This is a genomic window from Vreelandella andesensis (assembly GCF_003989795.1).
GTDB classification, from domain to species: domain Bacteria; phylum Pseudomonadota; class Gammaproteobacteria; order Pseudomonadales; family Halomonadaceae; genus Vreelandella; species Vreelandella andesensis.
Window position 1 is genome coordinate 238,734 of sequence record NZ_RZHG01000007.1, and the last position, 23,519, is coordinate 262,252.

Below are 23,519 nucleotides of genomic sequence, written 5' to 3' on the forward strand. Positions count from 1 at the left end.
CCGTCAGGTGGCGCAACACTTTCGGCCCTGCGAGATAACAAACAGGGACGAAGGTACGGGGATGATTAGTTCTTTTAAGCATTTTTGAAGCAACTAATCATCGTTCGAGTCACATGCAACCAATGGCATGAATCGATGAACCTTCACGAGTATCAAGGCAAACAGTTGTTTGCTGATTATGGTCTACCAGTGTCTAAAGGCTTTGCCGTAGACACTCCCGAAGAAGCTGAAGAAGCGTGCAAAAAGATCGGCGGCGACATGTGGGTAGTAAAAGCCCAGGTTCACGCTGGTGGCCGCGGTAAAGCAGGCGGCGTTAAGCTGATTAAAGATCCGGCTGAAGCGAAAGCTTTCGCTGAGCAGTGGTTAGGCAAAAACCTGGTAACTTACCAGACTGACGAAAAAGGTCAGCCGGTTGCTAAGATTTTGGTTGAGACTTGCACCGACATCGCTGATGAGTTGTATCTTGGCGCTGTTGTCGACCGTACCACACGCCGCGTGGTCTTCATGGCCTCTACCGAAGGCGGTGTTGAAATTGAGACCGTTGCTGAAGAAACGCCAGAAAAAATTCTGAAAGCTGAGATTGATCCGCTGGTTGGCGCACAGCCCTACCAAGCGCGTGAGCTGGCATTTGCTTTAGGCCTCAAAGGCGACCAGATTAAACAGTTCACTAAGATATTCCTGGGCCTTTCTAAATTGTTCCATGACAAAGATCTGGCGCTGTTAGAAATTAACCCGCTGGTTATTACCGACGAAGGCAATTTGCACTGCCTCGACGCAAAACTGGGACTCGACAGCAACGCGTTGTACCGTCACCCAGACCTTCAGGCGATGCGCGATCCTTCCCAGGAAGATCAGCGTGAAGCCGATGCGGCAAAATGGGAACTGAACTATGTAGCGCTTGATGGCAACATTGGCTGCATGGTTAACGGTGCTGGCCTGGCCATGGGTACCATGGACATCGTCAACTTGAGCGGCGGCAAGCCCGCTAACTTCTTGGACGTTGGGGGCGGCGCAACTAAAGAGCGCGTTGCAGAAGCGTTCAAGATTATCCTGTCTGACGACAATGTCAAAGCGGTTCTGGTGAACATTTTCGGCGGTATCGTTCGTTGCGACATGATTGCCGAAGGCATCATCGGCGCGGTTGAACAAGTCGGTGTTAACGTTCCGGTCGTTGTACGCCTGGAAGGTAACAACGCTGAATTGGGCGCTGAAAAACTGGCGTCTAGCGGTTTGAACATCATCGCTGCTACCAGTCTGACCGACGCGGCTCAGCAGGTTGTAAAAGCAGCGGAGGGCAAGTAATGAGCATCCTGATCGATAAGAACACCAAGGTCATCTGCCAGGGTTTCACCGGTGGCCAGGGCACGTTCCACTCTGAACAGGCGATTGCCTATGGCACGCAAATGGTCGGTGGTGTTACGCCGGGCAAAGGCGGTCAGACACACCTGGGCCTGCCTGTCTTCAACACCGTGAAAGAAGCGGTTGAGAAAACCGGTGCAGAAGCCAGCGTGATCTACGTTCCGGCACCGTTCTGTAAAGACTCGATTCTTGAAGCCGCTAATGCTGGTATCAAGCTGATCGTGTGCATCACCGAAGGTATCGCGACGCTGGACATGCTCCAAGCTAAAGTAAAATGCGACGAGCTGGGCGTACGTCTGATCGGCCCGAACTGCCCAGGTGTTATTACGCCTGGTGAATGCAAAATCGGCATCATGCCTGGCCACATTCACCAGCCGGGTAAAGTTGGTATCGTGTCGCGTTCAGGCACTCTGACTTACGAAGCCGTTAAGCAGACGACTGACCATGGTTTTGGTCAGTCTACCTGTGTCGGCATCGGTGGTGACCCGATTCCGGGTTCTAACTTCATCGATATTTTGGAAATGTTCGAGAAGGATCCGAAAACTGAAGCGATCGTGATGATCGGTGAAATCGGTGGTACGGCCGAAGAAGAAGCTGCGGCCTACATCAAGGCCAACGTTTCTAAGCCAGTGGTTTCCTACATTGCTGGCGTAACTGCTCCTCCTGGCAAGCGTATGGGCCACGCGGGTGCAATTATCTCTGGCGGTAAAGGTACAGCGGACGAGAAGTTTGCTGCCTTAGAAGATGCCGGCGTTAAAACCGTGCGTTCTCTGGCTGAAATCGGCGATGCACTGAAAGAAGTTACTGGCTGGTAAGCATTTGCTTCACCATGCACGTTAGTAGAGAGCACCTTCGGGTGCTCTTTTTTTTGGCTGCGCAATGTGGTTCTCCGCTATTTTGCTTTCATTCTCCGTATTTTTGTTTTCTTCCGCTTGTTGACTATTATGCATATAAGTCTATTATAACATCCATATGGATGGTATATGGATGTCTGAGAGATTCTTTTTGATATTCTGGCTTTCCAGAGAGGATATTCAACGATGAGAATAGTGAGAGGTTTCACATGAGCGTGCACGAACTTCGCCGCAAGCCTGGCGACTCCAGTGAGAAAATCACGATTAACCTTGGGGTAGTCGACCTAGGGCAAATCGATCTATTGGTTCAAGAAGGTTTTTATTCAAATCGTACGGATTTGATTCGTACAGCCATTCGTAATCAATTGGCAACACACGCTGAAGTGGTGAGGGAAACAGTGACCCGCAAAGCGTTTGTACTGGGTCTAGAGCACTACAGCCGAGAGGACTTGGAAACGTTGCAGTCGTCAGGCGAGAAGCTGCAGATTCAAGTTCTGGGGTTGGCCACCATTGCTGACGATGTAACACCTGAGCTTGCCCTCGCCACTATCGAGTCGGTGGTGGTGCTAGGTGCCCTGCATGCTAGTAAAGCGGTGAAGGCCGCTTTGGCAGACCGAATCCACTGAATTACCTACCACCGCATAACGGAATAGGGATATTGACTATGATTAGCGCCGCCACGACGAAGCGAATGGAAGAAGCAACACGACTTACCCGCGAGGGTAAGCTAAACGAAGCTATGGCTCTCCTTCAGGGGGCCATGCCTGAAACGAAGGCTTACGAAACGCCGGATAATACTTATCAGGGTGGCAATACGTTCGACGGAACCTGTCAGGTCATCGACGAAGACATTACGGTATTGAAACCAGACCCTGCCGAAGCGGCAAAGGAGGCATTCTCGGGCAGCGATATTAAAATGCCTGCAGGATGGCGGGAAAAGTGGATGGCGTTTCGGGGTGATCTAGTACAGCCAACGCATGCGCCAGAGATGAAGAGGGAGCCACAGCCGGGTGCATTCACCGCTGGGCGTTTTTCTAATCATGTTGGCTCGCGTGATTATAAACTGTACATCCCCAGTGGCTACAAGGGGCAAGCATTGCCACTAGTGGTTATGTTGCACGGCTGTACGCAGAATCCCGATGACTTTGCTGCGGGAACCAACATGAACCAGTTGGCCGAAACCCAGCAATTTTGCGTGCTCTATCCGGCCCAGCCGGTAAGTGCAAACAGCTCGAAATGCTGGAACTGGTTCAAGGCGGAAGATCAGCAGCGTGAAGGAGGAGAGCCTTCGATTCTGGCTGGCATGACTCGCCAAATTATCGATACTCATGGGCTTGATGCAAGCCGCGTTTATGTGGCGGGGCTTTCGGCAGGGGCAGCCATGGCGACGACGCTAGCGATGACCTACCCTGACCTATTTGCAGCAGTGGGCGTCCACTCAGGACTGCCCCACGGCGTGGCAAAAAGCCTCCCCGATGCGCTGGGCGCCATGCAGGGTGGCACGGGGCCACTTGGTCATAGTGGCAAAAAGCCAGGAGCCGAGTGGGTGTCAGAGGTGCCGGCCATTATTTTTCATGGCGACCGCGATACGACCGTGCACCCCAACAATGCGGGCCGCGTTGCTGCTCAGTACGACGCATCGCGTTCCGCAGGCAGTGTCAACAAGCCAACGGTAGAGAAGGGAAAAGTCGCCAATGGTCATGCCTATACGCGTACCACGTATCATGATGCGGTGGGCAAACCGCGTCTGGAGCAGTGGAAGATACACGGAGCAGGACATGCCTGGGCGGGTGGCAGTGTGCAGGGGAGTTACACCGACCCCAAAGGCCCCGATGCCTCACAGGAAATGCTACGCTTTTTCTTTGAACATCAGCAGGGGAAGTGAGCAGTAGCTCAATTACTCGCATAAAAACCACAGCGGCGCCTTAATGGCGCCGTTTTCAGTTGGTAATTGAAGATAAGAAGCAGTGTTATGATTAAATAAAACGATGAATATAAGGGCTATATTGAAAAAATCATTACTTTCATAAACATTTTAGTATAGAAAAAATAGTACTAAAAGTTAGCTAGTTAACCCTTATTAAACCTTGACAGTAAAAGGCTTAACGCATATTTTGTAATTGTAACATTTAGTGTTTTTTAGTTTCTTATTGTGATTAAGGCGGGTTAATGATTTCTTGAAAATCCGGCTGTTCGCGAAATATTTTCGCTTAAATTAGATGAAAATAAGTAATAAAAAGTCTAATAGTGCTAGGCATCTGTCGGTAAATTAAAAATAACCGATCACTTTTGCGAGAGTAATCATTTCTGGGGTTTTTTCTCATGCATAAAGTTTTCGCTGTAATCCTTACATATAACCGAAAGGATCTGCTGAAGCGATGCCTTGATGCAGTCTACTCCCAGTCGCGGCCATGTGACCGTGTCATCGTTATTGATAACGCCAGTAATGATGGAACTGAAAAAATGCTAACCGAGGGTGATTATCCCGACCTTATTGTGAGTGTGCTGAAGGATAATATTGGGGCTTCGGGTGGCTTCAATGCAGGCCTGCGCCTTGCTTACCAAAAAAGCGCTGATTTTATTTGGGTGATGGATGACGACGTTATACCTGAGAAGGATGCACTTCACTATTTAATGAAGGCTGATGAAGCACTTAAGAAGAAAGAAAGAAAGGCAGCATTCTTTATTTCCAATGCCTTAACCGAGACAGGGTATGTTACCAATACCCCGGCTATCAGCACCTTAAAAAATCGTATTGGCTATCGAGACTGGCCTGATGTTCTTGAGCTTGGCATCGTGGCTGTGCAGCGCTCTACGTTCGTCTCAATTCTTCTGCCGCGTTCTACATTAATGCAATATGGTTTGCCTATCACAGCGATGTTCATATGGGGAGAAGATACTGAATTTACGTTGAGAGTTACTCAAGAAACGCCTGGTTTTTTAGTGGGCTTGAGTAAAGTAAATCATTTGCGACAAGAAGATGGGCCAATCAGCATACTCACCGAAAGAAATCCTGGGCGATTAAAATTGTATCGATATTTTATTCGCAACAAGCTTTTTATCTCTCGAAAGTATTACCGTTTTTCACTTTCTCGCTATGGCATGATTTCGGAGTTTTTTAGAGCGTACCGGCTTGTTTTTACGCTTTTATTAAAAGGTGATTTTAATAAAGCAAGAATAGTCTTGCTAGGGATAATTGAGAGTATATGGTTTTTTCCTGAACCAGAAGCTGCGGAAACACCTAACGATAAAATGAAAACCACGATGCGACTGTTAGAGCCGCACTGTACTAATAAAGTAGATATACACAAACAGAATAAAGGTGAAATTAGTTTGAAAATGGGCCAATAAAAAGATTGGCCATAGGAAGGCTTTGTCAATTGATAACAATGGTGAGGTGGTATTTTGAAAATCTTAATCGTGGGGAATATGGGGTATGTTGGCGCCGCTGTCGTGCGGGAATTAGCCGTACGACACCCTGCCGCTATTCTCCATGGTTATGACAATGCGTATTTCGCGCACTGTTTGACGGGGGCTGAGCTTGTTCCCGAGCGGTACCTGGATCAACAGTTTATGGGAGACATTCGGAATATTCCGGCTGGTTTCCTTGAAGGCTATACGGCTGTGATTCAATTGGCAGCAATTTCCAATGATCCTATGGGGGATCGTTTCGCTGCGGTGACCGATGAAGTCAATCATCAGGCGACGCTTAATATAGCCCAAGCAGCAGCTCAGGCTGGGGTAGAAAGCTTCGTGTTTGCTTCAAGTTGCAGTATCTATGGTGTTGCAAGGGGCGCTCCGCGCTGTGAAAAAAATCCTGTGGCACCTGTTACCGCGTATGCCCGCTCTAAAATTGCTGCTGAGGAAGCTCTGGCGGGCATCGACGGTGACATGGTGATTACTAGCCTGCGCTTTGCAACTGCCTGCGGGATGTCACCACGTTTACGCCTGGACCTAGTGCTCAATGATTTCGTCGCCTGCGCTCTAAGCCAGCAGCATATTACCGTGCTTAGTGATGGGACTCCCTGGCGACCCTTGATCGATGTTGCTGACATGGCCAGGGCCATCGACTGGGCGGTGCAGCGCAAACCTGAAAGCGGTGGCCGTATACTCAAGATTAATACCGGTTCAAACGAGCGCAACCATCAAGTGCGTGATTTAGCGACGGCGGTTGCCCAGATGATCCCTAGCACCACGTTGAGTATCAATACCCAGGCGCCAGCAGACAGTCGTTCCTACCAAGTAGATTTTAGCTTGTTCGCCACGTTGGCACCCGATCATCAACCGAAAATGACACTTCAAGATTCGATTGTAGGCTTGGTTGATGGGCTTGAGCGTATGGCGTTTTCTGATGCCGAGTTCAGAGCTTCACGTTATATGCGATTGCATGCATTACAGGCGCACATCACGTCAGGGCGCCTATCTGAAAACCTGCGGTGGCAAATTCGTCATAGGGCGAATCCTACCTCTTTGCTTGCATCTACTTATGTTACCTCGACACCTGAAACGGAGGTAAAGCCATGAAAGTCGCCATTTTTGCGGGTGGGTACGGAACACGTTTGAGTGAAGAAACCGCGATTCGACCCAAGCCCATGGTGGAAGTGGGAGGTAAGCCGATCCTTTGGCACATCATGAAAATGTACGCCCATCATGGTTTAAATGAATTCGTTGTTTTGGGCGGCTATAAGGTTGAGTACATTCGCGACTATTTTCTCAATTATCGTGGCAACCGAACAGATTACACAATCGACCTGAAAACAGGCAGCGTCGACTGGCTCGAGAGCGTGAATGATGATTGGAAAGTCACTGTGTTGGATACAGGCGACGATGCTATGACCGGTGGACGACTCAAAAAAGCCATGCCTTATCTGGCGAATGAACCTTTTTGCTTAACGTATGGCGATGGGCTCAGTGACCTGAATATTAATGCATTGATCGAATCTCACCTAGCTTCAAAAAACTGGTGCACTCTGACAGCGGTTACGCAGCCAGGTCGCTACGGGGCGCTGCGCTTGAAGGAAGGCAACAATCAAGTAGAGGGGTTTCGCGAAAAAGGGGAAATAGATGGGGGGCTGATCAATGGCGGCTTCTTCGTGTGCAATCCGGAAGTGTTTGAGACGATCGACGATAGCCAGACCGTCTGGGAAAACGCCCCCATGAACCGAATGATTGAGCTAGGTAAATTGGGGTATTTCCATCACAACGGTTATTGGCAAAGTATGGATACCCTGAGAGACAAAATGGTGCTTGAGGCCGCCTGGGCGAAAGGTGCCCCTTGGAAGCTCTGGAAGGATTGAATCTCCGATGATTATTGTCGATACAGCGCTTGCCAAACGAGAGGCGCAAGGAAATCCCATTCGAGTCGGGTTAGTCGGGGCAGGATTTCAAGCCAGCGGAATCGGCCTTCAGATCATGACCGCTACACCTGGAATGCGTCTTTGTGCTATCGCTAATCGTCACTTGGACGCCGCAGTTAACGTCTTTCATCAAACCGATAGTGAGCCAGTTGTCTGTGATACCCAGCAGAAACTAGAAGCAGCCATTGCAGCTGGGCGTCCGGCAGTCACCGACGATGCCGTTGCACTGGCGCGCGCTGAAGGGCTGGATGCGATTATCGAGGTCACCGGCTCACTGGAGTTCGCGGCGCATGTCGTGTTGGCAGCGTTGGAGAGTGGCAAAGATGTTATTCAGATGAATGCGGAACTCGATGGGACGATCGGCCCTATTTTGAAAGCAAAAGCCGATGCGATAGGGGTTATTTACAGCTTTGCCGACGGGGATCAGCCTGGCGTAGAGATGAATCTCTACCGATTCGTCGCTGGCCTGGGAGTAAAGCCTGTGCTGTGCGGCAATATAAAGGGCCTGCATGACCCTTATCGCAACCCAGCCACCCAAGAAAGCTTTGCTAAACGCTGGGGGCAAAAACCCGCCATGGTGGCCTCATTTGCTGATGGCACTAAGATATCGTTTGAACAAGCGATTGTAGCCAACGGCACCGGCATGCGAGTGGCGCAGCGCGGCATGATTGGTCCTGATTTTTCCGGCGGCGTGCCCGGTGGAGCGCTAGTACCCATCGAGCAAGCAATGTCGGCATTCGAGCCTTACCTGAGCCCAGAGGGGCCGGGATTGGTTGATTATGTCGTAGGGGCGCAGCCGGGGCCGGGCGTGTTTGTGCTAGGGACTATCGAAAGCCCTCGCCAGCGGCATTACCTCGACCTCTACAAGATGGGCAAGGGGCCTTATTACTGCTTTACGACGCCGTATCATTTGTGTCATTTCGAAGTGCCCACCTCAGTTGCTCGCGCCGTACTGTTTCGTGATCCTGTGTTAACTCCCTTAGGTGGTCCAAACGTAGGCGTCATCGCTATGGCCAAGAAAACCCTTCGGAATGGGGAGGTCATTGAAGAGCTCGGCGGTTTCGAAGTCTATGGTGTGGCGGAAAATATTGAGGTAATACGCAAAGAGCGATTGCTGCCTATTGGATTGGCGTTGGGCTGTCAGATAGTCGGTCAAGTGGAAAAGGATACGCCGCTGACGTTTGATGATGTACGTATACCCCCAGGGCGCTTGATTGACCGTCTTTATGCCGAGCAGGAAGCCATGTTTGCCCCGGAGTCATTATCGGGCGTCGCTGCTACTTTCACGGAGTAAAATATGTTTTTTCATCAAACGAATCTTCAGGATGCCAGGTTGATTGAGCTTGAACCACGGGGGGATGAACGTGGTTTTTTTGCGCGTACCATGTGTCGCTTCGAGTTTGAGCGCCATGGTCTACAGGGGGACTTTGTGCAGCAAAACACCTCCTATTCTGCCCAGCGGGGAACGTTAAGAGGGCTGCATTTTCAACGGCAGCCGCATTCCGAGGCCAAGTTAGTACGCTGCCTTAAAGGCGCGATCGTCGATGTTATCGTTGATATTCGCAAGGATTCAAAAACGTATTTACAACATCAACTGTTTGAGTTGTCCGATGCAAACCGTCACGAACTTTATGTGCCGCCAGGCTTTGCGCACTCTTTTCAGACGCTGACCGATGATGTTGAAGTTAGCTATTTGGTTTCGGCAGCTTATCATCCAGAGGCTGAAAGCGGCTTGCGCTATAACGATGAACTTCTCGCGATCGATTGGCCGATTCCGCCCACGGTAGTGTCTGAAAAAGACGCTAACTGGCCCTTAATCAGCGAGCGAAGCGAAGCCCTTTTTTAACCTTCAGGGACATTAGCAATCAGCCAAACCGTGCCCACAAAAAAAAGGGGCAGCGTCATCGCTGCCCCTTACTAGTGATGCCTAGCGATCGACTAGGAATCAGCCGCCGTCGGCTTTGCCACCAGCGAGCGGGTCTCTTCACGGGCTTCGGTGAGTACCACACGAAGCGGATCGCCCAACTTGTAGCGCTCTTTGCCTTCGATCTGAATGCGCCCCTCTTTGTCGTCAATCACCACTTTGGCTCGATCACTGTGCATCAGTGGGGCGGGTACGAAAGCGGTGGCACCGTTCTCCAGTAGGCGAACCCGCATCCCTCCACGGTTGATCGCCATGATCTCCGCATCGAAGGTGTCCTGATTCTGAGCAGCTGGCGTTAAGTAGCGCACGTAGAGCCAATCTTTTACGTCACGCTCTGCCATGCGGTTCAGGCGGCGACGCTCGGTAAGTTGCTCAGTGAGCTGCTGGCTGGCTTCTGCAGGCGCCTGTTCACCTTTAAGCACGCGCTTAATCAAGCGGTGGTTGACCATATCGCCATATTTACGAATCGGCGACGTCCAGGTGGCGTAAGCCGGTAACCCTAGGCCAAAGTGCGGGCCAGGTTGGGCTGACATGCTGGTGAAGCCTTGGAAGCGACGCAGGCGGGCGTCCAACCAGGCATCATCACGGCTTTCCAGGGCGCGCTTGAGCTCTTTGTAATGAGCCAGCTCAGTCAGTGCTTCCTGAGCGACCTCGATTTCCTGGGTCGCCAAGAATTCTTGAGCAGATTCGGCTTTTTCTGGTTCAAAGGCGCGGTGCACATTGAAGATGCCGTGGCCGATATGTTTGGCGAGAAAATCCGCACAGCAAGCGTTGGCGGCAATCATCGACTCTTCAATCATACGGTTAGCGATACGGCGATCTTCGGTGCGAATTCCTAATACGTTGCCCGCGTCGTCCAGGTCGAAAGCGTAATCAGGGCGATCTTTGAACACCAGGGCGTGTTCATTGCGCCACGCAGTCCGCGCCTCGGTCAAATCGCGCAGTGCTTTTAACTGTTCAGCGATATTGTCGGCGGGAGCCCAGTCACCTTGACCGTCAATCCAGTCGGAAACGCGGTCATAGGCGAGTTTGGCGTGGGATTTCACGTTAGCCGCAAAGAAACGGTAATCACCTAGGCTGCCATCGGCATTAATATCCAGCGAGCAGGCGAGAGCAGGGCGATCCTGACCTTCCCATAGCGAGCAGAGGTCATCTGCCAGCTGCTCAGGCAGCATCGTCACGTTCTGGCCGGGCAAGTAAACCGTGAAAGCACGCGTACGCGCTTCAAGATCGGCCGCATGGCCTTCCTCAACGTAGGCCGTCGGGTCGGCGATCGCAACGCTTAGTCGCCAGCCACTGTTTTCCAACGCTTCCACGTGTAACGCGTCGTCCATATCGCGGGTTTTTTCGCCATCAATGGTGAAGAAGGGCTGTGCCGTGAGGTCTTCACGCGTCAGTCCCTCGTCATGCAGTGGCCATTCGGTACCGGCATCAGGGCATTCCTGTTCCAGCGCATGGCGGGCAAGGGTGACGCGCCACGGAACAGCAGGGTCGTCTGACTTTGCCACCAGTTCATCAATTTGTGAAAAGAAGCCGCGATCTTTCTCTTTCAGCGGGTGGCGTACCAGCCGGGCGACAACCCAGTCACCATCAGCAATGGTGGCTTCATCCAAGCTGTTCTTAATGCGCGCCTTGAGCACGTTGCGAATCGACGGATGGTCGGGCACAACGGCTAAACGGTCTTCGCGCTTCTGAACACGGGCAACAAAGCGATCAAGCCCAGCTTCAATCAGCTTTTCAGGCTCAACGGACTTTTTATCGCCATTTTCATGGATCACCGCCTCGACGCGATCGCCGTGCAGTACCTGCTTCATGGCGGGGGGCGGCACGAAATAGGATTCACCGCTATCGGTTTCAAGAAAACCGAACCCTTTCTCGGTGGCTTTAATCACCCCTTCAGCGCGTGGGGTGGTGTCACGGATCTGTTGCTTGAGCTGGGCAAGCAAGGAGTTGTTTTGCAGCATGTGTTCAATCAGTTGGCGAGAGTAGCCTGCCACTATACGGATTCCCAAAGGCTGCGCCAATCGTGGTTACCCTCAAGTTCGCTTTGGTTCAAAACTATCAACGGTCTACGTTCACTCTTGTGAATGTGTTATCGCCTTTTTTAGCCGATGGCGTGATCATGGAAGTAGAGAAACGTTACCTGCCCGTCTCGGTGCTGCCCGCTCCGCTAACCGTAGACACACAGTAGACACATCTCTTTATGCAGTGCTATGACAGCACCATAGGAACAAGACACTAGCAATATATAACCGCTGACCCACGGTTGTCGGGCAGCGATTGACTAAGGGAGTTCAGCATGACCTCACGCCTTATCGTTTCCGATCTTGACGGTACGCTACTCGACAGCGACCACCAGCTGGATGAGCGTACTGTGGATGTGCTGCGTGCGCTGGTAAAACAGGGCCACCATGTCGCGCTGGCGTCTGGCCGTCACTACCATGATATGCGTGTATTCCGGGACCAGCTGGATATTCCCGTACATTTAATCAGCACCAACGGGGCGTACACCCACGACCCGGATGGCAGGCTGCTGAGCGCAACACATCTTGATCCTTCCCATGCTAAAACGCTTATTAAGTTGCCGCGCTCGCCTCAGGTACGGCTCAGCCTCTACCGTGAAAACGGTTGGCATGTCGATGCCGAAGCACCACATCTGCTGTCATTGCATGCGTCGACAGGCTTCACTTACGAGGTCGTGCCGCCGGAAGAGATGGATGCCAACGGTGTTGGTAAAGTGCTCTATCTGGGCGACCCGGCGGCGTTAGCGCAATTGGAGCATCAGGCCCAGAAAGCTCACGGTCTCGGCCTGCATATTACTTACTCAACGGCGAACGCGTTAGAAATCATGGCGGGAGGCGTCAATAAAGGGGTGGCCTTAACGGCACTGCTAGAGAGGCTAAAGCTGACGCCAGCAGAGTGCTTAGCATTTGGCGATAACCTGAACGACACTGAAATGCTTAATCTGGCAGGGGAGGCCCAGATCATGGCCAATGCCCACCCTGAGCTATTTGAACGTATCAACGGTGCTGAGCGTATTGGTCATCATGGCGAAACCGCCGTTGCTAAGTGGCTAGTAAAACGTTTCGCGCTATAGCAACCCTTCTTGCTGCAACCTTGGTCTATGGCCGCTTGCGATAGAGTGGTCACTCCACCATCATCTAGCCCCGAAAATGATAATAACGAGCGAAAATAACCCAGGGGTGCTTTGCTACCATGACTACCACGCCTGCTACCTTGATGGTCGTTGATGACGACTCGGAAATCCGCGAACTACTGGCAGACTATTTAGGGCGTCACGGTTATCACGTATTGACCGCTGATGGGGCTGAGTCGCTATATCAGCAACTGGTTGGGCAAACGCCAGACTTATTGATTGTTGACGTTATGATGCCGGGAGATGACGGTTTTACTATTTGCCGGGAACTGCGCAAAACCAGCGACACGCCGATTATTATGCTCACTGCCAGTGCCGATGATACCGACCGTATTTTGGGGCTAGAATTAGGCGCTGATGACTATATAGGTAAGCCCTTTAACCCTCGCGAGCTGCTAGCGCGGATTAAAGCGGTACTGCGTCGAATCCGTCCTGCCGCCACGGTTGCGTCAACTCAAGCGTCGCGCTGGGTTCGCTTTGGTGATTGGCGACTTGACCGCATGACGCGTGAACTGGTTGATCAGGCGGACATTCGCACCGCGCTGTCGGGAGCGGATTTTCAGTTGCTTCAGGTATTTTTAGAGCGTCCCGGTACAGTGATCACCCGCGACGACCTTTTTACCCTTTCCCGTGGGCGCGATGCGCCGCCGCTGGACCGCTCTATTGACGTACATGTATGCCGCTTGCGCCAGCGGTTGGGGGAAGATGCGCAGCACTCTCAACTGATTCGTACCGTGCGCGGAGCTGGCTATGTGTTGACCGCCAGGGTTGAACCCGTTTCGTGAAAAGCATAAAGCGCAAGCTCGCACGCTGGCTGCCCGGTAGCCTACGTGGACGCTTTGTGATCATTATGATTGCTGGTGTGCTGGCCGCTCAAACAGCCAGCTATGCACTGTGGACATCACAGGTGCGTGACAGCCAGCTTGAACAGTTAGATGAGCTTTCCAGCAACATGGCGTTCAGTATTGCCTCGACCATGCGATTTTTCCGTTCGCTGCCGGTGGATTATCGCCATATTGTGCTGGATCAGTTACGCAATATGGGCGGCACGCGCTTCTTTGTTAGTGTGAACGAGCGGCGCATTCCTGTGGAAGATATTGGCAGCGGCCCTGAAAAAGACGTTGTCGTGAATAATGTGCGCTCGATTCTGACCGAGCAGCTTTCCATTGATGACGTCGAGGTAGAGTTCTCCCGACCGGAAACGCTGCGCGTTTTTAATAACGAAGTATTACTGCGTGACCTGCCGCCTCGCTGGGGGCAGCACAGCCTGTTAATGGAGCCACTTTCGCCACCTATTTTAGTGGTGCAGCTGGAGCTAGCCCCTGATACTTGGCTTTACGTGGGCACACTGCTTGGCGTGCCGGATATTTTTAGCGGCTATCGCTGGCTTTCAGAAGAGCGCCTGTTGGTGGGTGTACTGGTGTTACTCAGTGTCTTGGCGCTTTCCTTGCTCGGCATTACGAACGTGACCCGCCCGCTGGCGCGACTCTCCCGCGCGGCACGCCAGCTTGGCAATGACTTGGATAGCCCGCCACTCAACGAGAGCGGGCCTAAAGAAGTGGCCGCCACTGCAGCGGCCTTTAATCGTATGCAGCGGCGAATTCGCGAACAGATTGATGAGCGCGAGCGGCTGTTTTCAGCGATTTCTCATGATCTTAAAACCCCGATTACCCGCTTACGGCTGCGTGCCGAAATGCTCGATGACCCCGCTCAGCGTGAACGTTTTTGCGCCTCGCTGGATGAGCTGTCAGAACTGGTTAAAGGCGCGTTGGCCTCGGTGAAGGGGCTGGATCTGCATGAAGACCCGCAGCCCACGGACATTAGTGCGCTGCTGTTGGAGATCGCCGAAGAGCTGCGCCTGCACGGCGGTGAGGTGTCACTCGATGGCTCCGTGTCGCCACTTACCGTTAAGCCGCTGGCGTTGAAACGCTGCTTGGCCAACCTGCTTGAGAATGCAGTGTTTTATGGTCAGAAGGCGACCGTGACAGTGGCAGAGCAGGCGGATGTCGTGACGTTGCGCATTCATGATAACGGGCCAGGTATGCCTGACGCTCAGCTTTCCCGGGTATTTTCCCCTTTCGTGCGGTTGGAAGCCTCTCGAAGCCGTTACACCGGTGGAAGTGGCCTGGGGCTTGGTATTGCCAGGCATATTGCCCGTGCCCACGGGGGCGATATTGTCTTATCTAATCACCCGACAGGCGGGCTGGTAGCCACCTTAACGCTTCCACGTCAAACGAGTGTTACTGACTTGTAATAAATCACTAACACGTTTAATAAAGTGCTAAGACTATGCAGGACTCGGTAACTCCCGTTGTGTGGCTGGGTGGCGTACTCTGCTGTGAGTCGTTCAGCCGTTAACCGTTAGCGACATCTCATAAGCACAATAACAACAGCTCAATAACAACAGCAGGAGCTATTCATGCCGAGTATCAATATGCCCGTTCTTAACGTACCGACGTTTAAAAAATCCGCATTCGCGTTGGCCCTGGTGGCTGGCACCACCATGGCGGCCAGCACCACGCAAGCCAACGAAGTGGAAGTACTGCATTGGTGGACATCCGGCGGTGAAGCCCGCGCAGCTAACGTCCTCAAAGACTTAATGGAAGCCGAAGGTTATGGCTGGCAAGATTTCGCCGTGGCGGGCGGCGGTGGTGAAACCGCCATGACGGTACTTAAATCCCGTGCCATGTCGGGCAACCCGCCTTCCGCAGCGCAAATTAAAGGGCCTGAAATTCAAGAGTGGGGCGAGCTTGGCCTGTTGGGGAATCTGGATGAGGTTGCAACGGCAGAAGGCTGGAATGAACTGCTGCCCGAGCGGGTCGCTAACATCATGCGCCATGATGGCCAGTACGTGGCGGTACCGGTCAACGTGCATCGGGTGAACTGGCTATGGGCCAACCCGGAAGTACTGGACGCCGCTGGCGTTGAAATGCCGACCACGCTTGATGAACTGTTTGCGGCAGGTGAGGCAATTCGAGAAGCCGGTTTCGTACCGCTTGCCCACGGTGGCCAGGCTTGGCAGGACGCCACCATATTTGAAAGTGTCGTGTTGGGTAGCCAGGGCACTGAATTTTATCAGCAAGCGCTGGTAGAGCTGGACCCAGAGGCGCTAGGTGGGGAGCAGATGATTGCTGCGCTAGAAGACTTTAAACGCCTTCGCGAGCTGATGGATCAAGGTATGTCAGGCCGCGATTGGAACATTGCCACTGCGATGGTGATTGAAGGCGTTGCTGGCTTTCAGCTAATGGGTGACTGGGCCAAAGGTGAATTCACCGCCGCAGGCCTGACCGCCGGAGAAGACTACCTGTGTGCTGCTGCCCCGGGGACTCAGGATGCCTTCACCTTTAACATCGATAGCTTGGCAATGTTTCGTGTAACCGACGACGCCGAACGTGATGCCCAGCAAACCCTGGCGCGTTTAGTATTAGAGCCGACTTTTCAAGAAGCTTTTAACCTTGCCAAAGGCTCTATTCCCGCGCGGCCCGACCTGGATATGAGTGAGTTCGACAGCTGTGCCAAGCAGTCGCTCGCCGACTTCCAGCGCACCGCTGATGAAGGTGGTTTAGTTCCTAGTATGGCCCATGGGATGGCGGTACGCGCTGATGTTCAGGGGGCGATTTTTGATGTCGTGACCAACTACTTCAACGATACCAATATGCCTGCCGAAGAAGCCGCCAAACGGATGGTGAGTGCGGCTGAAACCGCCTCGTTTTAAGCCACCGCACACTTTTATAAGTGACTAAATGAGCGCTGCCGCAACGGCGGCGCTAGCGGTTGACCGGTGAGGAATTATCTCATGAGTGAATCCACGACGCGCACTGCTGTGCGGCCGACGGCATCTGGCTGGCTGCAAGCTTGGCTGCCACGCTTGGTGCTTGCGCCTTCTATAGCGGTGTCTCTATTTTTTGTTTACGGCTTCATGCTGTGGACTTTTGTGCTGTCGCTAACCAGCTCACGCATGCTGCCAAGCTACGATTTCGTTGGCTTTGGCCAGTATTCTCGGCTGATGGCCAACGAACGCTGGTGGGTCGCATCCACCAACCTGATGCTGTTTGGCACGCTGTTTATTGTGATCTGTCTGGTGATTGGCGTTTTGCTGGCGATGCTGCTGGATCAGAAAATCCGTCAGGAAGGCGCTTTGCGGACGATTTATCTCTACCCGATGGCACTGTCGTTTATCGTCACCGGTGTGGTGTGGAAGTGGTTACTCAACCCGCAGTTGGGCATTCAGGCCATGGTGCAGGGGTGGGGATTCGAGTCATTTCGCTTTGACTGGATCGTTGACTCGGACATGGCGATTTATACCCTGGTCATCGCCGCAGTTTGGCAGGCATCTGGCTTTGTGATGGCGCTGTTTCTTGCCGGGCTGAGGGGTGTCGACGACAGCATTGTCAAAGCGGCCCAGTTGGATGGCGCTAGCCTGCCGCGCATCTACTGGCGAGTGGTGATGCCATGCCTGCGCCCGGTGGTGTTTAGCGCGGTGATGATTCTGGCTCACATCGCCATCAAAAGCTTTGATTTAGTGGTGGCGCTTACCGGCGGCGGGCCTGGCTATGCCACCGACCTGCCAGCAACCTTTATGTACACCCATGCCTTTAACCGTGCCCAGATCGGGCTTGGCTCGGCCAGCGCCATGTTAATGCTTGGCGGCGTTTTGGCTATCTTGATTCCTTACCTCTACTCCGAACTAAGGAGCCGTAAACATGGCTAACGTGATTCGTCGGCAAACCCCCGCCGCACGGCTGTTGCGTGCCGTGCTTTATAGCGTACTTATTATCGCGGGGCTGTTTTATATCCTGCCGCTGGTGGTCATGCTGATGACCTCTATCAAGCCGTTAAGTGAAATCAGCGCGGGAACGTTGCTGTCGCTGCCGCAAAATCCAACCCTTGAACCCTGGACCAAAGCCTGGGGAGAAGCCTGCACCGGGATGCGCTGTGAAGGGGTTGGCGGCTATTTTTGGAACTCCTTTGCGATTGTGATTCCGGCGGTGCTGATCTCCACCACGGTAGGAGCGCTAAATGGCTATGCGTTAACTAAATGGCGCTTTAAAGGTTCTGAATTGGTTTTTGCGCTGATGCTGTTTGGCTGCTTTATCCCGTTTCAGGTGGTGTTGCTGCCCATGGCGCAAACCCTAGGCTGGTTGGGGCTATCGAGCTCACGTGCAGGGCTGATTCTGGTTCACGTGGTGTTTGGCATTGCCTTTACCACGCTATTTTTCCGCAATTTTTATGTTGGGATTCCTAACGAACTGGTGTCGGCGGCGAAGCTTGATGGTGCCGGGTTCTTCCGAATTTTCTGGCGCATTCTATTGCCGGTTTCCGCCCCGATTATCGTGGTGTCGGTGATTTGGCAGTTCACTCAGATTTGGAACGACTTTTTATTCGGCGTGGCGTTCTCGGCGCACAACACACAGCCGGTCACGGTGGCGCTGAATAACCTGGTCAATACCTCAACTGGCGTGCGCGAGTACAACGTCGATATGGCGGCCGCCATGATGATTGCGGCATTGCCGACGCTGTTGGTTTACGTACTGGCGGGTAAATATTTTGTGCGTGGTTTAACCGCAGGCTCCGTGAAGGGTTAAGGTTTTAAAAGCCTAATAACAATAGGATTTTCATTATGGCAGCATTAGAAATTCACAATGTGCGCAAAGAGTTCGGCAACGAGCGAGTACTAAAAGACGTCAGTATTTCAATTGATTCCGGTGAGTTCCTGATTTTGGTGGGGCCATCCGGCTGTGGTAAATCCACGTTAATGAACGCCATCGCCGGGCTTGAACCCGTCACCAGCGGCAATATCTATATCGATGGCGAAGACGTCACCTGGCGTACGCCTGCAGAACGGGATATTGCCATGGTGTTTCAGTCCTACGCTCTGTACCCCAGCATGACCGTGCGGCAAAACATCAGCTTTGGTCTTGAAATGCGCAAGGTGCCCAAAGCCGAGCGAGTCGCCGCCGTAGAGCGGGTGGCCGATCTGCTGCAGATATTCCCCCTCCTGGAACGTAAACCGGCCCAGCTTTCCGGTGGCCAACGCCAGCGGGTGGCGATGGGGCGGGCGCTGGCCCGCGAGCCTAAGGTGTATCTGTTTGATGAGCCGCTATCCAACCTGGACGCAAAGCTGCGGGTGGATATGCGCACCGAGATTAAAAAGCTCCACCAGCGCCTGGGCACCACGATTGTTTACGTCACCCACGACCAAGTTGAAGCAATGACGCTGGCCGACTGTATTGCCGTGATGCGTGATGGTCATATCCTGCAACTTGGCAGCCCCGATGAGGTGTATAACAACCCGGTTGATATGTTTGTGGCGGGTTTTATGGGGTCACCGTCGATGAACTTTATTCGCGCAACGCTGGAAGCTGCGGGCGATGGCTATGCACTGCGTATTGCCACGCCTGATGAAGATAATGTTTTGTTGCCATGGCCCTCAGAACGCAATGCAGCGGGGCTGGTGGAACAGCTGAACAAGCCGATAATTCTTGGTCTGCGACCAGAACACTTCAGCGAAGAGGATGTGCGGCTGAGCGAGCAGGCGGAAGGGACGTTAATGGAGGCCAAGGTTAGCGTCGTCGAACCAACGGGTGCCGATATTCTGCTACGCCTGCCGCTAGGCGAGCAGGAAATTACCGCCAGGGTAGGGCCTAAATGCGCAATTGCCCCCGGCGAACGCTTGTCGCTACGAGTCGATATGGCCCGCGCAGTGCTGTTTGACGCCGAGACGGAAAAGCGTTTGGCGTAATCGATCACCTTCCCACAACGGCATTCAGCGCTACTTTGTGGGAGGGTGGTCGGCTTGGCAAATGTGTTTACTGTTGAGAGCGTGTGGCGGGGGCCGTGTCTTTATCGAGCCGTTTGATTTGCCGCCACAGGTCTTGTCGCAGATCGGCCAGCTTGGGTTGCTCTTCCTCTGTAAAGGCCACGGGGCGGCACAGGCGCTGGGCGCGCAGTCCTAAACGGGCACTCAGCAGGCCGGTGGCCAAGCCTTGACCCGCGCGGGCGGAAAGCCTGCCTGCTAAATCAAGTGACAGCATATCCATGCTGGCATCGGTGGCTAATTCACTGGCCCCGGCAAAGGCCATGTTATGCAGCACATTGCGGAACAGCCGTAGACGGCTGGCGTAACCAAGCTCTAATCCGTAAAGGCGACACAATCTGTCGACCATGGCAAGGCTGCGCCAGGCCACCAGTGCCATATCAACCAAGGTCAGTGGGCTGATAGCCACCATAATGGCGGTTTCGCCAGACATGCGGGTGATCAGGCGTTGAGCTTCCCGGTCGCGTGGCGCTAGCAAATGATAGCGCAGCAACATTTGTATCTCTTCACCGCTATGGTGGGGCTGGCTAGCACGCTGAAATGCCAGCCAGTGTGGGTCATCATCACTCAGTTTTAGCTGGCGCTTCAGCTGCTCTGCCATGGCCTGAGCCTGCTTCGTAGAGCGCTGTGGCAGTTCGGCTAAGTCGTGGCGTAACCGGTCGTGGCGTTTCAAGCGGCGAAGGCGGCTTAGCTCTTTCAACAATGATATGCCTCCTAAACCAATCAAGCTAATGCCAAACAGTTGCCAAGCCATGGTCATCCACTGTGATTGGGATAAAGCGTCTGGAATGCCGGTGGCCAATTCTACGGTGCCCAAAGTGGCACCGCCCGCGAGGGCAAACATCAACCCCCAGCGGCGTTTGCGAGGAGTGCTCAGGCTCGTTTCTGGAAGCGCTTTGATGTCTGCTTGGGTGGTCAACGGCTGATGGGATTCCGTCGCGGCAAAGCTCTCACGCTGACGCAGCTGTTCAGCGCTGGGGGCGGGTGTTTCATCCGACTTGAAATCTTGGCGCGGCTGAGGGTTACTCATATCAATTTATCTCCAATCAGCCAGTCGATAGCAGCGTCCATGCGTATGTGCGAAAGCGCTTCGCTGTCAACGGACATCGGGCGAAAGCTGGGGAAATCGAATCCCTGCTGTTGCCAAAAGTCGGGTTTCGGTAGGCGGTTGGGCACGTCACCTGGATAGACCAGTACGTCTTCGCCTTCTAGCGTGGTGCCTTTTAGCGCCGGTGTGCGCTTACCTTCGTGAAGTACTTCTCTGGCGTCAGTGGCGCGTATGGCCGCCAGAGATAACGCCTTGACCGGAATGTCAGCGAAGCGTAGGTCTTTTAGCGGCTCAGCCAGTAACGCCTCTAGCAGCTGCACAACATTGCCGTGCTGGTCCGGTGTCACGTGGTCGGCTTTGGTCGCGGCAATGGCGAGGCGATCAATTTTCGGTGCAAATATGCGTGTTAGCAGACTGCGCTTGCCATAATCGAAGCTTTGCATGAGCTGACGCAGCGCGCGAGAAAGGTCTTCAAAGCGCTCAGGCCCGGCATTAAGCGCGCCAAGTACATCTACCAACACAATTTGGCGATCAAAGCGGCGAAAATGGTCACGATAAAAGGGCCTGACCACTTGCTGTTGGTAGTAGCGAAAGCGAGCAGCAAGCGTGGCGTAAATACTGGTGTTGGGTAGGGCTTCTAGGACCTCTTTAGGCGCACTCAATTCAGGTAGCGGAAAAAACTGCAGTACCGGGGCACCTTCTAACTCGCCTGGCAAGAGAAAGCGGCCTGGCTGTAAATCAGAAAATCCGGCCTTTTTTGCCCGGCGAAGGCCTTGGGCATAGGCATCAGCAAGGGCTGCTAGTTTTGCTTCATCGGCTTCGGCAGCAGGGTCTAGTTGTTCAACCTCTGATAACCATTCGCTGAACAGTATTTTCCGATGCGGCCCTTCATGCAGTGACTGCGCCTGGCACCAGCTATAAAAATCGTGCTGTAACAGGGGTAAGTCCAGCAGCCACTCGCCGGGGTAGTCGAACAAGTCGAGGGTTAAGTGGGCAATATCTGTGGTGAACCAGCCTTGTCGGGCAGGGCGGTAGCGCAGTTGTAAGCGTAGTTCGCTAATGCCGCGAGTGGGTTCTGGCCAACGCGGTGGGGTATCACGCAGCGCTGCCATGCCTGGGTCATAGGGGAAACGCGGCACGCCAAGGTCGGGTTGGTTTAACCGCTGTGCGCCTAGCAATCGCCCTTCACGGGCAGCTGGCAGTAAATCAAGTTGAGCTTCTACCCCGGCATGGCGTAGCTGGTTAACAAGCGACGTTAGAAACGCGGTTTTCCCTGCTTGAGACAGCCCCGTTACGGCCAGCCTTAACTGCCGGTCACGGCCTCGCTCAAATAAATTGCTCAGTTCGCGACTTAACGGCTGGCGCATCCTATCAATTCCTTAGTAATACAACCTGGGAAAGCATGGGTAAGGTAGCGATGATAAACCCGACAACAGCGATGCTATACCCTGGCCAGCGGCGCTGCATTTTTTGCGCAAGTGTTAAGCCACCTAAGCATACCACCATGCCAATCAGGTTGAAGGCAAGCGTGGCAGCCTCCAGCCATTGCTGTGGATCCATTATGTTTCCCTTAAAAGCATTAACTGCATTGATGATGACGAAGCGATAATGATAACAAAGCGTTTATGATAACAAAGCGTTGATGAACCGAGGATTAACCGCGGCTTAATGTCGTACCTAACAAGTGTTGTGCACCGGGAACTAGCCATACCGGATCCAAGCGGGTGTTGGCAGCTTCGACGCAAAAAAAGTGACGTGCCGCCTCGGTAGGCGTATCGCTGGGCAACTCGCTGTCGGGGTGCCACACCACGGTGGAGTCGCTGGATTGTTTGGCAATACGAAGTGTACGTTGCCCGTCGTTCAACACGACGGTTTCGTTGGTGTGATAGATACGGTCTACGGCTCCACGAATGGCCAATATGCCCTGTTGTTCGTCTTCGGCAAAGCCGCGTAGTTTGTCTAGATAACGTGCTCCTGCCAATCCCTCCAAGCGGCATTGGTGTACATCATTAACAGCCAAGTAGGTATGCAGTGCACCGCTGGTTTTGACCGGTGTTTCGCCAATGTTTTCGCTGATTAACTCGACGTTCAAGCGTTGAGCATTCGCTTGAACAACTACCCGTGCGGTTAGCTGGCTGTGCAGGGAATCAACAGGAGATAGATGAACTTCAATGCCTTCAGCATGATCATCAACTGCGTCTAAGCGCCACTGAGCGTGACGAGCAAGTCCGTGGAAAGGACCGCTACGATCAGGGCTTTCATCGGCATAACGCTCGTCGCCAAACCAGGGCCAGCATAGCGGAATGCCGCCACGAATTGCTCCTGGAAGTGCCTGTGGTGTTGGAGTGACCCAAAGCCAGCCAGTGTCGTCAGTGGGTTGGAAATGCAGCACCTGGGCACCCTGTAAGCTAATCGCCATTTCTCCCCAGGCCATTTTGAATAGCACGATGTCGCGCCCTTGCCAGGTTATCTGTTGTTGGCCGTCTACGTTGAGCAGACATTGCTTGAGAGAATCGGGAATCATAGGGTTTCCTTGTAAAGGCGGGCATCAAGTGGGCAGAACAGTATCGCCGTGTGCTATGGTAGGACAAGCATCAGTTGTAGGTAAAACGTTGCAGTTAAAACCCTTACTAAAGTGAAATTCAAGGAGGCACTATGGGCTTTATTGCGTGGTTGATCATTGGTGGTTTAGCTGGCTGGATCGCCGGCAACATTATGCGTGGCGGCGGTTTTGGTATATTGGGTAATATTGGCGTCGGTGTTGTTGGTGCAGTGCTTGGCGGGTTTTTATTCAGTTTGTTAGGTCTGCAAGCGGGTGGCTTTATCGGATCGTTGGTGACAGCAATCGTCGGTGCGGTCGTACTGTTATGGATAATTAGTAAAGTAAAAAGCGCATAGTCTAGCCAAACTAGCGGATTATTTGCTGCCCGGCCCTGTGCCGGGCAGCGTTGTTTTAAATGCGCGGTTTTAGCGCTGTTTTAACATTTCTTCTCTATCGGCCTT

Annotated in this window: 22 protein-coding genes; 17 read left to right on the top strand and 5 right to left on the bottom strand. The window is 53.0% G+C overall.

Features of this window, described 5'->3' with window-relative positions:
- The first annotated feature begins 135 nt into the window (after nucleotides 1-135).
- The 9 genes from sucC (at nucleotide 136) to rfbC (ending at nucleotide 9,416) form a co-directional block, all read left to right on the top strand.
- The gene (gene sucC, locus ELY33_RS03625) at nucleotides 136-1,302 is read left to right on the top strand and encodes an ADP-forming succinate--CoA ligase subunit beta (RefSeq protein WP_126944075.1); all 1,167 of its coding nucleotides are present in this window, start codon (nucleotides 136-138) and stop codon (nucleotides 1,300-1,302) included.
- Nucleotides 1,302-2,174: a succinate--CoA ligase subunit alpha gene (sucD, locus tag ELY33_RS03630; protein ID WP_126944078.1), complete on the top strand. Its 873-nt coding sequence runs from the start codon at nucleotides 1,302-1,304 to the stop codon at nucleotides 2,172-2,174. The genes sucC and sucD overlap by 1 nt, the downstream gene beginning before the upstream one ends.
- A gap of 248 nt (nucleotides 2,175-2,422) precedes the next feature.
- Nucleotides 2,423-2,839, top strand: a complete 417-nt coding sequence (locus ELY33_RS03635) for a CopG family transcriptional regulator (RefSeq protein WP_126944081.1) — start codon at nucleotides 2,423-2,425, stop codon at nucleotides 2,837-2,839.
- A gap of 38 nt (nucleotides 2,840-2,877) precedes the next feature.
- Nucleotides 2,878-4,098 (top strand): extracellular catalytic domain type 1 short-chain-length polyhydroxyalkanoate depolymerase, encoded by a 1,221-nt coding sequence (locus tag ELY33_RS03640; protein WP_126944084.1) that lies wholly within the window; start codon nucleotides 2,878-2,880, stop codon nucleotides 4,096-4,098.
- Between the two features lie 437 nt (nucleotides 4,099-4,535).
- Nucleotides 4,536-5,564, top strand: a complete 1,029-nt coding sequence (locus tag ELY33_RS03645; RefSeq protein ID WP_126944087.1) for a glycosyltransferase family 2 protein — start codon at nucleotides 4,536-4,538, stop codon at nucleotides 5,562-5,564.
- A 54-nt stretch (nucleotides 5,565-5,618) separates the two neighbouring features.
- Nucleotides 5,619-6,737, top strand: coding sequence for an NAD-dependent epimerase/dehydratase family protein (locus tag ELY33_RS03650; RefSeq protein ID WP_126944090.1), 1,119 nt, complete (start codon nucleotides 5,619-5,621; stop codon nucleotides 6,735-6,737).
- Nucleotides 6,734-7,510 (top strand): glucose-1-phosphate cytidylyltransferase, encoded by a 777-nt coding sequence (gene rfbF, locus ELY33_RS03655; protein WP_126944093.1) that lies wholly within the window; start codon nucleotides 6,734-6,736, stop codon nucleotides 7,508-7,510. The genes ELY33_RS03650 and rfbF overlap by 4 nt, the downstream gene beginning before the upstream one ends.
- Nucleotides 7,511-7,517: 7 nt before the next feature.
- Nucleotides 7,518-8,864: an NAD(P)H-dependent oxidoreductase gene (locus tag ELY33_RS03660; RefSeq protein ID WP_126944096.1), complete on the top strand. Its 1,347-nt coding sequence runs from the start codon at nucleotides 7,518-7,520 to the stop codon at nucleotides 8,862-8,864.
- 3 nt (nucleotides 8,865-8,867) lie between these two features.
- Entirely contained in the window at nucleotides 8,868-9,416 is a 549-nt protein-coding gene (gene rfbC, locus ELY33_RS03665) for a dTDP-4-dehydrorhamnose 3,5-epimerase (RefSeq protein WP_126944099.1), read from the top strand.
- Between the two features lie 92 nt (nucleotides 9,417-9,508).
- On the opposite strand, the gene ELY33_RS03670 is transcribed toward rfbC, so the two are convergent.
- On the bottom strand, nucleotides 9,509-11,458 hold the full coding sequence (locus ELY33_RS03670; RefSeq protein WP_126944280.1) for an exoribonuclease II: 1,950 nt from the start codon (nucleotides 11,456-11,458) through the stop codon (nucleotides 9,509-9,511).
- A 335-nt stretch (nucleotides 11,459-11,793) separates the two neighbouring features.
- On the opposite strand from ELY33_RS03670, the gene ELY33_RS03675 reads away from it, so the two are divergent.
- From ELY33_RS03675 to ELY33_RS03705, 7 genes are all read left to right on the top strand, one after another.
- Nucleotides 11,794-12,591, top strand: a complete 798-nt coding sequence (locus ELY33_RS03675; RefSeq protein ID WP_126944102.1) for an HAD family hydrolase — start codon at nucleotides 11,794-11,796, stop codon at nucleotides 12,589-12,591.
- Nucleotides 12,592-12,710: 119 nt separating this feature from the next.
- A complete protein-coding gene (locus ELY33_RS03680; protein WP_126944105.1) occupies nucleotides 12,711-13,436 on the top strand; it encodes a response regulator in 726 nt (241 codons plus the stop codon).
- Nucleotides 13,433-14,905 (top strand): ATP-binding protein, encoded by a 1,473-nt coding sequence (locus ELY33_RS03685; protein WP_126944108.1) that lies wholly within the window; start codon nucleotides 13,433-13,435, stop codon nucleotides 14,903-14,905. The genes ELY33_RS03680 and ELY33_RS03685 overlap by 4 nt, the downstream gene beginning before the upstream one ends.
- A 165-nt stretch (nucleotides 14,906-15,070) precedes the next feature.
- Nucleotides 15,071-16,366, top strand: coding sequence for an ABC transporter substrate-binding protein (locus tag ELY33_RS03690; RefSeq protein WP_126944111.1), 1,296 nt, complete (start codon nucleotides 15,071-15,073; stop codon nucleotides 16,364-16,366).
- Nucleotides 16,367-16,447: 81 nt separating this feature from the next.
- The gene (locus tag ELY33_RS03695; protein WP_126944113.1) at nucleotides 16,448-17,362 is read left to right on the top strand and encodes a carbohydrate ABC transporter permease; all 915 of its coding nucleotides are present in this window, start codon (nucleotides 16,448-16,450) and stop codon (nucleotides 17,360-17,362) included.
- The gene (locus ELY33_RS03700) at nucleotides 17,355-18,236 is read left to right on the top strand and encodes a carbohydrate ABC transporter permease (protein ID WP_126944116.1); all 882 of its coding nucleotides are present in this window, start codon (nucleotides 17,355-17,357) and stop codon (nucleotides 18,234-18,236) included. The genes ELY33_RS03695 and ELY33_RS03700 overlap by 8 nt, the downstream gene beginning before the upstream one ends.
- A gap of 35 nt (nucleotides 18,237-18,271) precedes the next feature.
- Nucleotides 18,272-19,393, top strand: a complete 1,122-nt coding sequence (locus ELY33_RS03705; protein WP_126944119.1) for an ABC transporter ATP-binding protein — start codon at nucleotides 18,272-18,274, stop codon at nucleotides 19,391-19,393.
- 67 nt (nucleotides 19,394-19,460) lie between these two features.
- On the opposite strand, the gene ELY33_RS03710 is transcribed toward ELY33_RS03705, so the two are convergent.
- From ELY33_RS03710 to ELY33_RS03725, 4 genes are all read right to left on the bottom strand, one after another.
- Nucleotides 19,461-20,498, bottom strand: a complete 1,038-nt coding sequence (locus ELY33_RS03710) for a YcjF family protein (RefSeq protein WP_126944122.1) — start codon at nucleotides 20,496-20,498, stop codon at nucleotides 19,461-19,463.
- Nucleotides 20,495-21,883 carry a YcjX family GTP-binding protein gene (locus ELY33_RS03715; RefSeq protein WP_126944125.1) on the bottom strand — a complete coding sequence of 463 codons (1,389 nt, stop codon included), beginning with the start codon at nucleotides 21,881-21,883 and terminating at the stop codon, nucleotides 20,495-20,497. Before ELY33_RS03715 ends, ELY33_RS03710 begins: the two co-directional genes overlap by 4 nt.
- A gap of 4 nt (nucleotides 21,884-21,887) precedes the next feature.
- The gene (locus ELY33_RS03720) at nucleotides 21,888-22,076 is read right to left on the bottom strand and encodes a hypothetical protein (protein WP_126944128.1); all 189 of its coding nucleotides are present in this window, start codon (nucleotides 22,074-22,076) and stop codon (nucleotides 21,888-21,890) included.
- 94 nt (nucleotides 22,077-22,170) lie between these two features.
- The gene (locus ELY33_RS03725) at nucleotides 22,171-23,040 is read right to left on the bottom strand and encodes a D-hexose-6-phosphate mutarotase (RefSeq protein ID WP_126944131.1); all 870 of its coding nucleotides are present in this window, start codon (nucleotides 23,038-23,040) and stop codon (nucleotides 22,171-22,173) included.
- A 131-nt stretch (nucleotides 23,041-23,171) separates the two neighbouring features.
- Here ELY33_RS03725 and ELY33_RS03730 point away from each other — a divergent pair, with 131 nt between their 5' ends.
- Nucleotides 23,172-23,414 (top strand): GlsB/YeaQ/YmgE family stress response membrane protein, encoded by a 243-nt coding sequence (locus ELY33_RS03730; protein ID WP_126944134.1) that lies wholly within the window; start codon nucleotides 23,172-23,174, stop codon nucleotides 23,412-23,414.
- The last annotated feature ends 105 nt before the right edge of the window (nucleotides 23,415-23,519 follow it).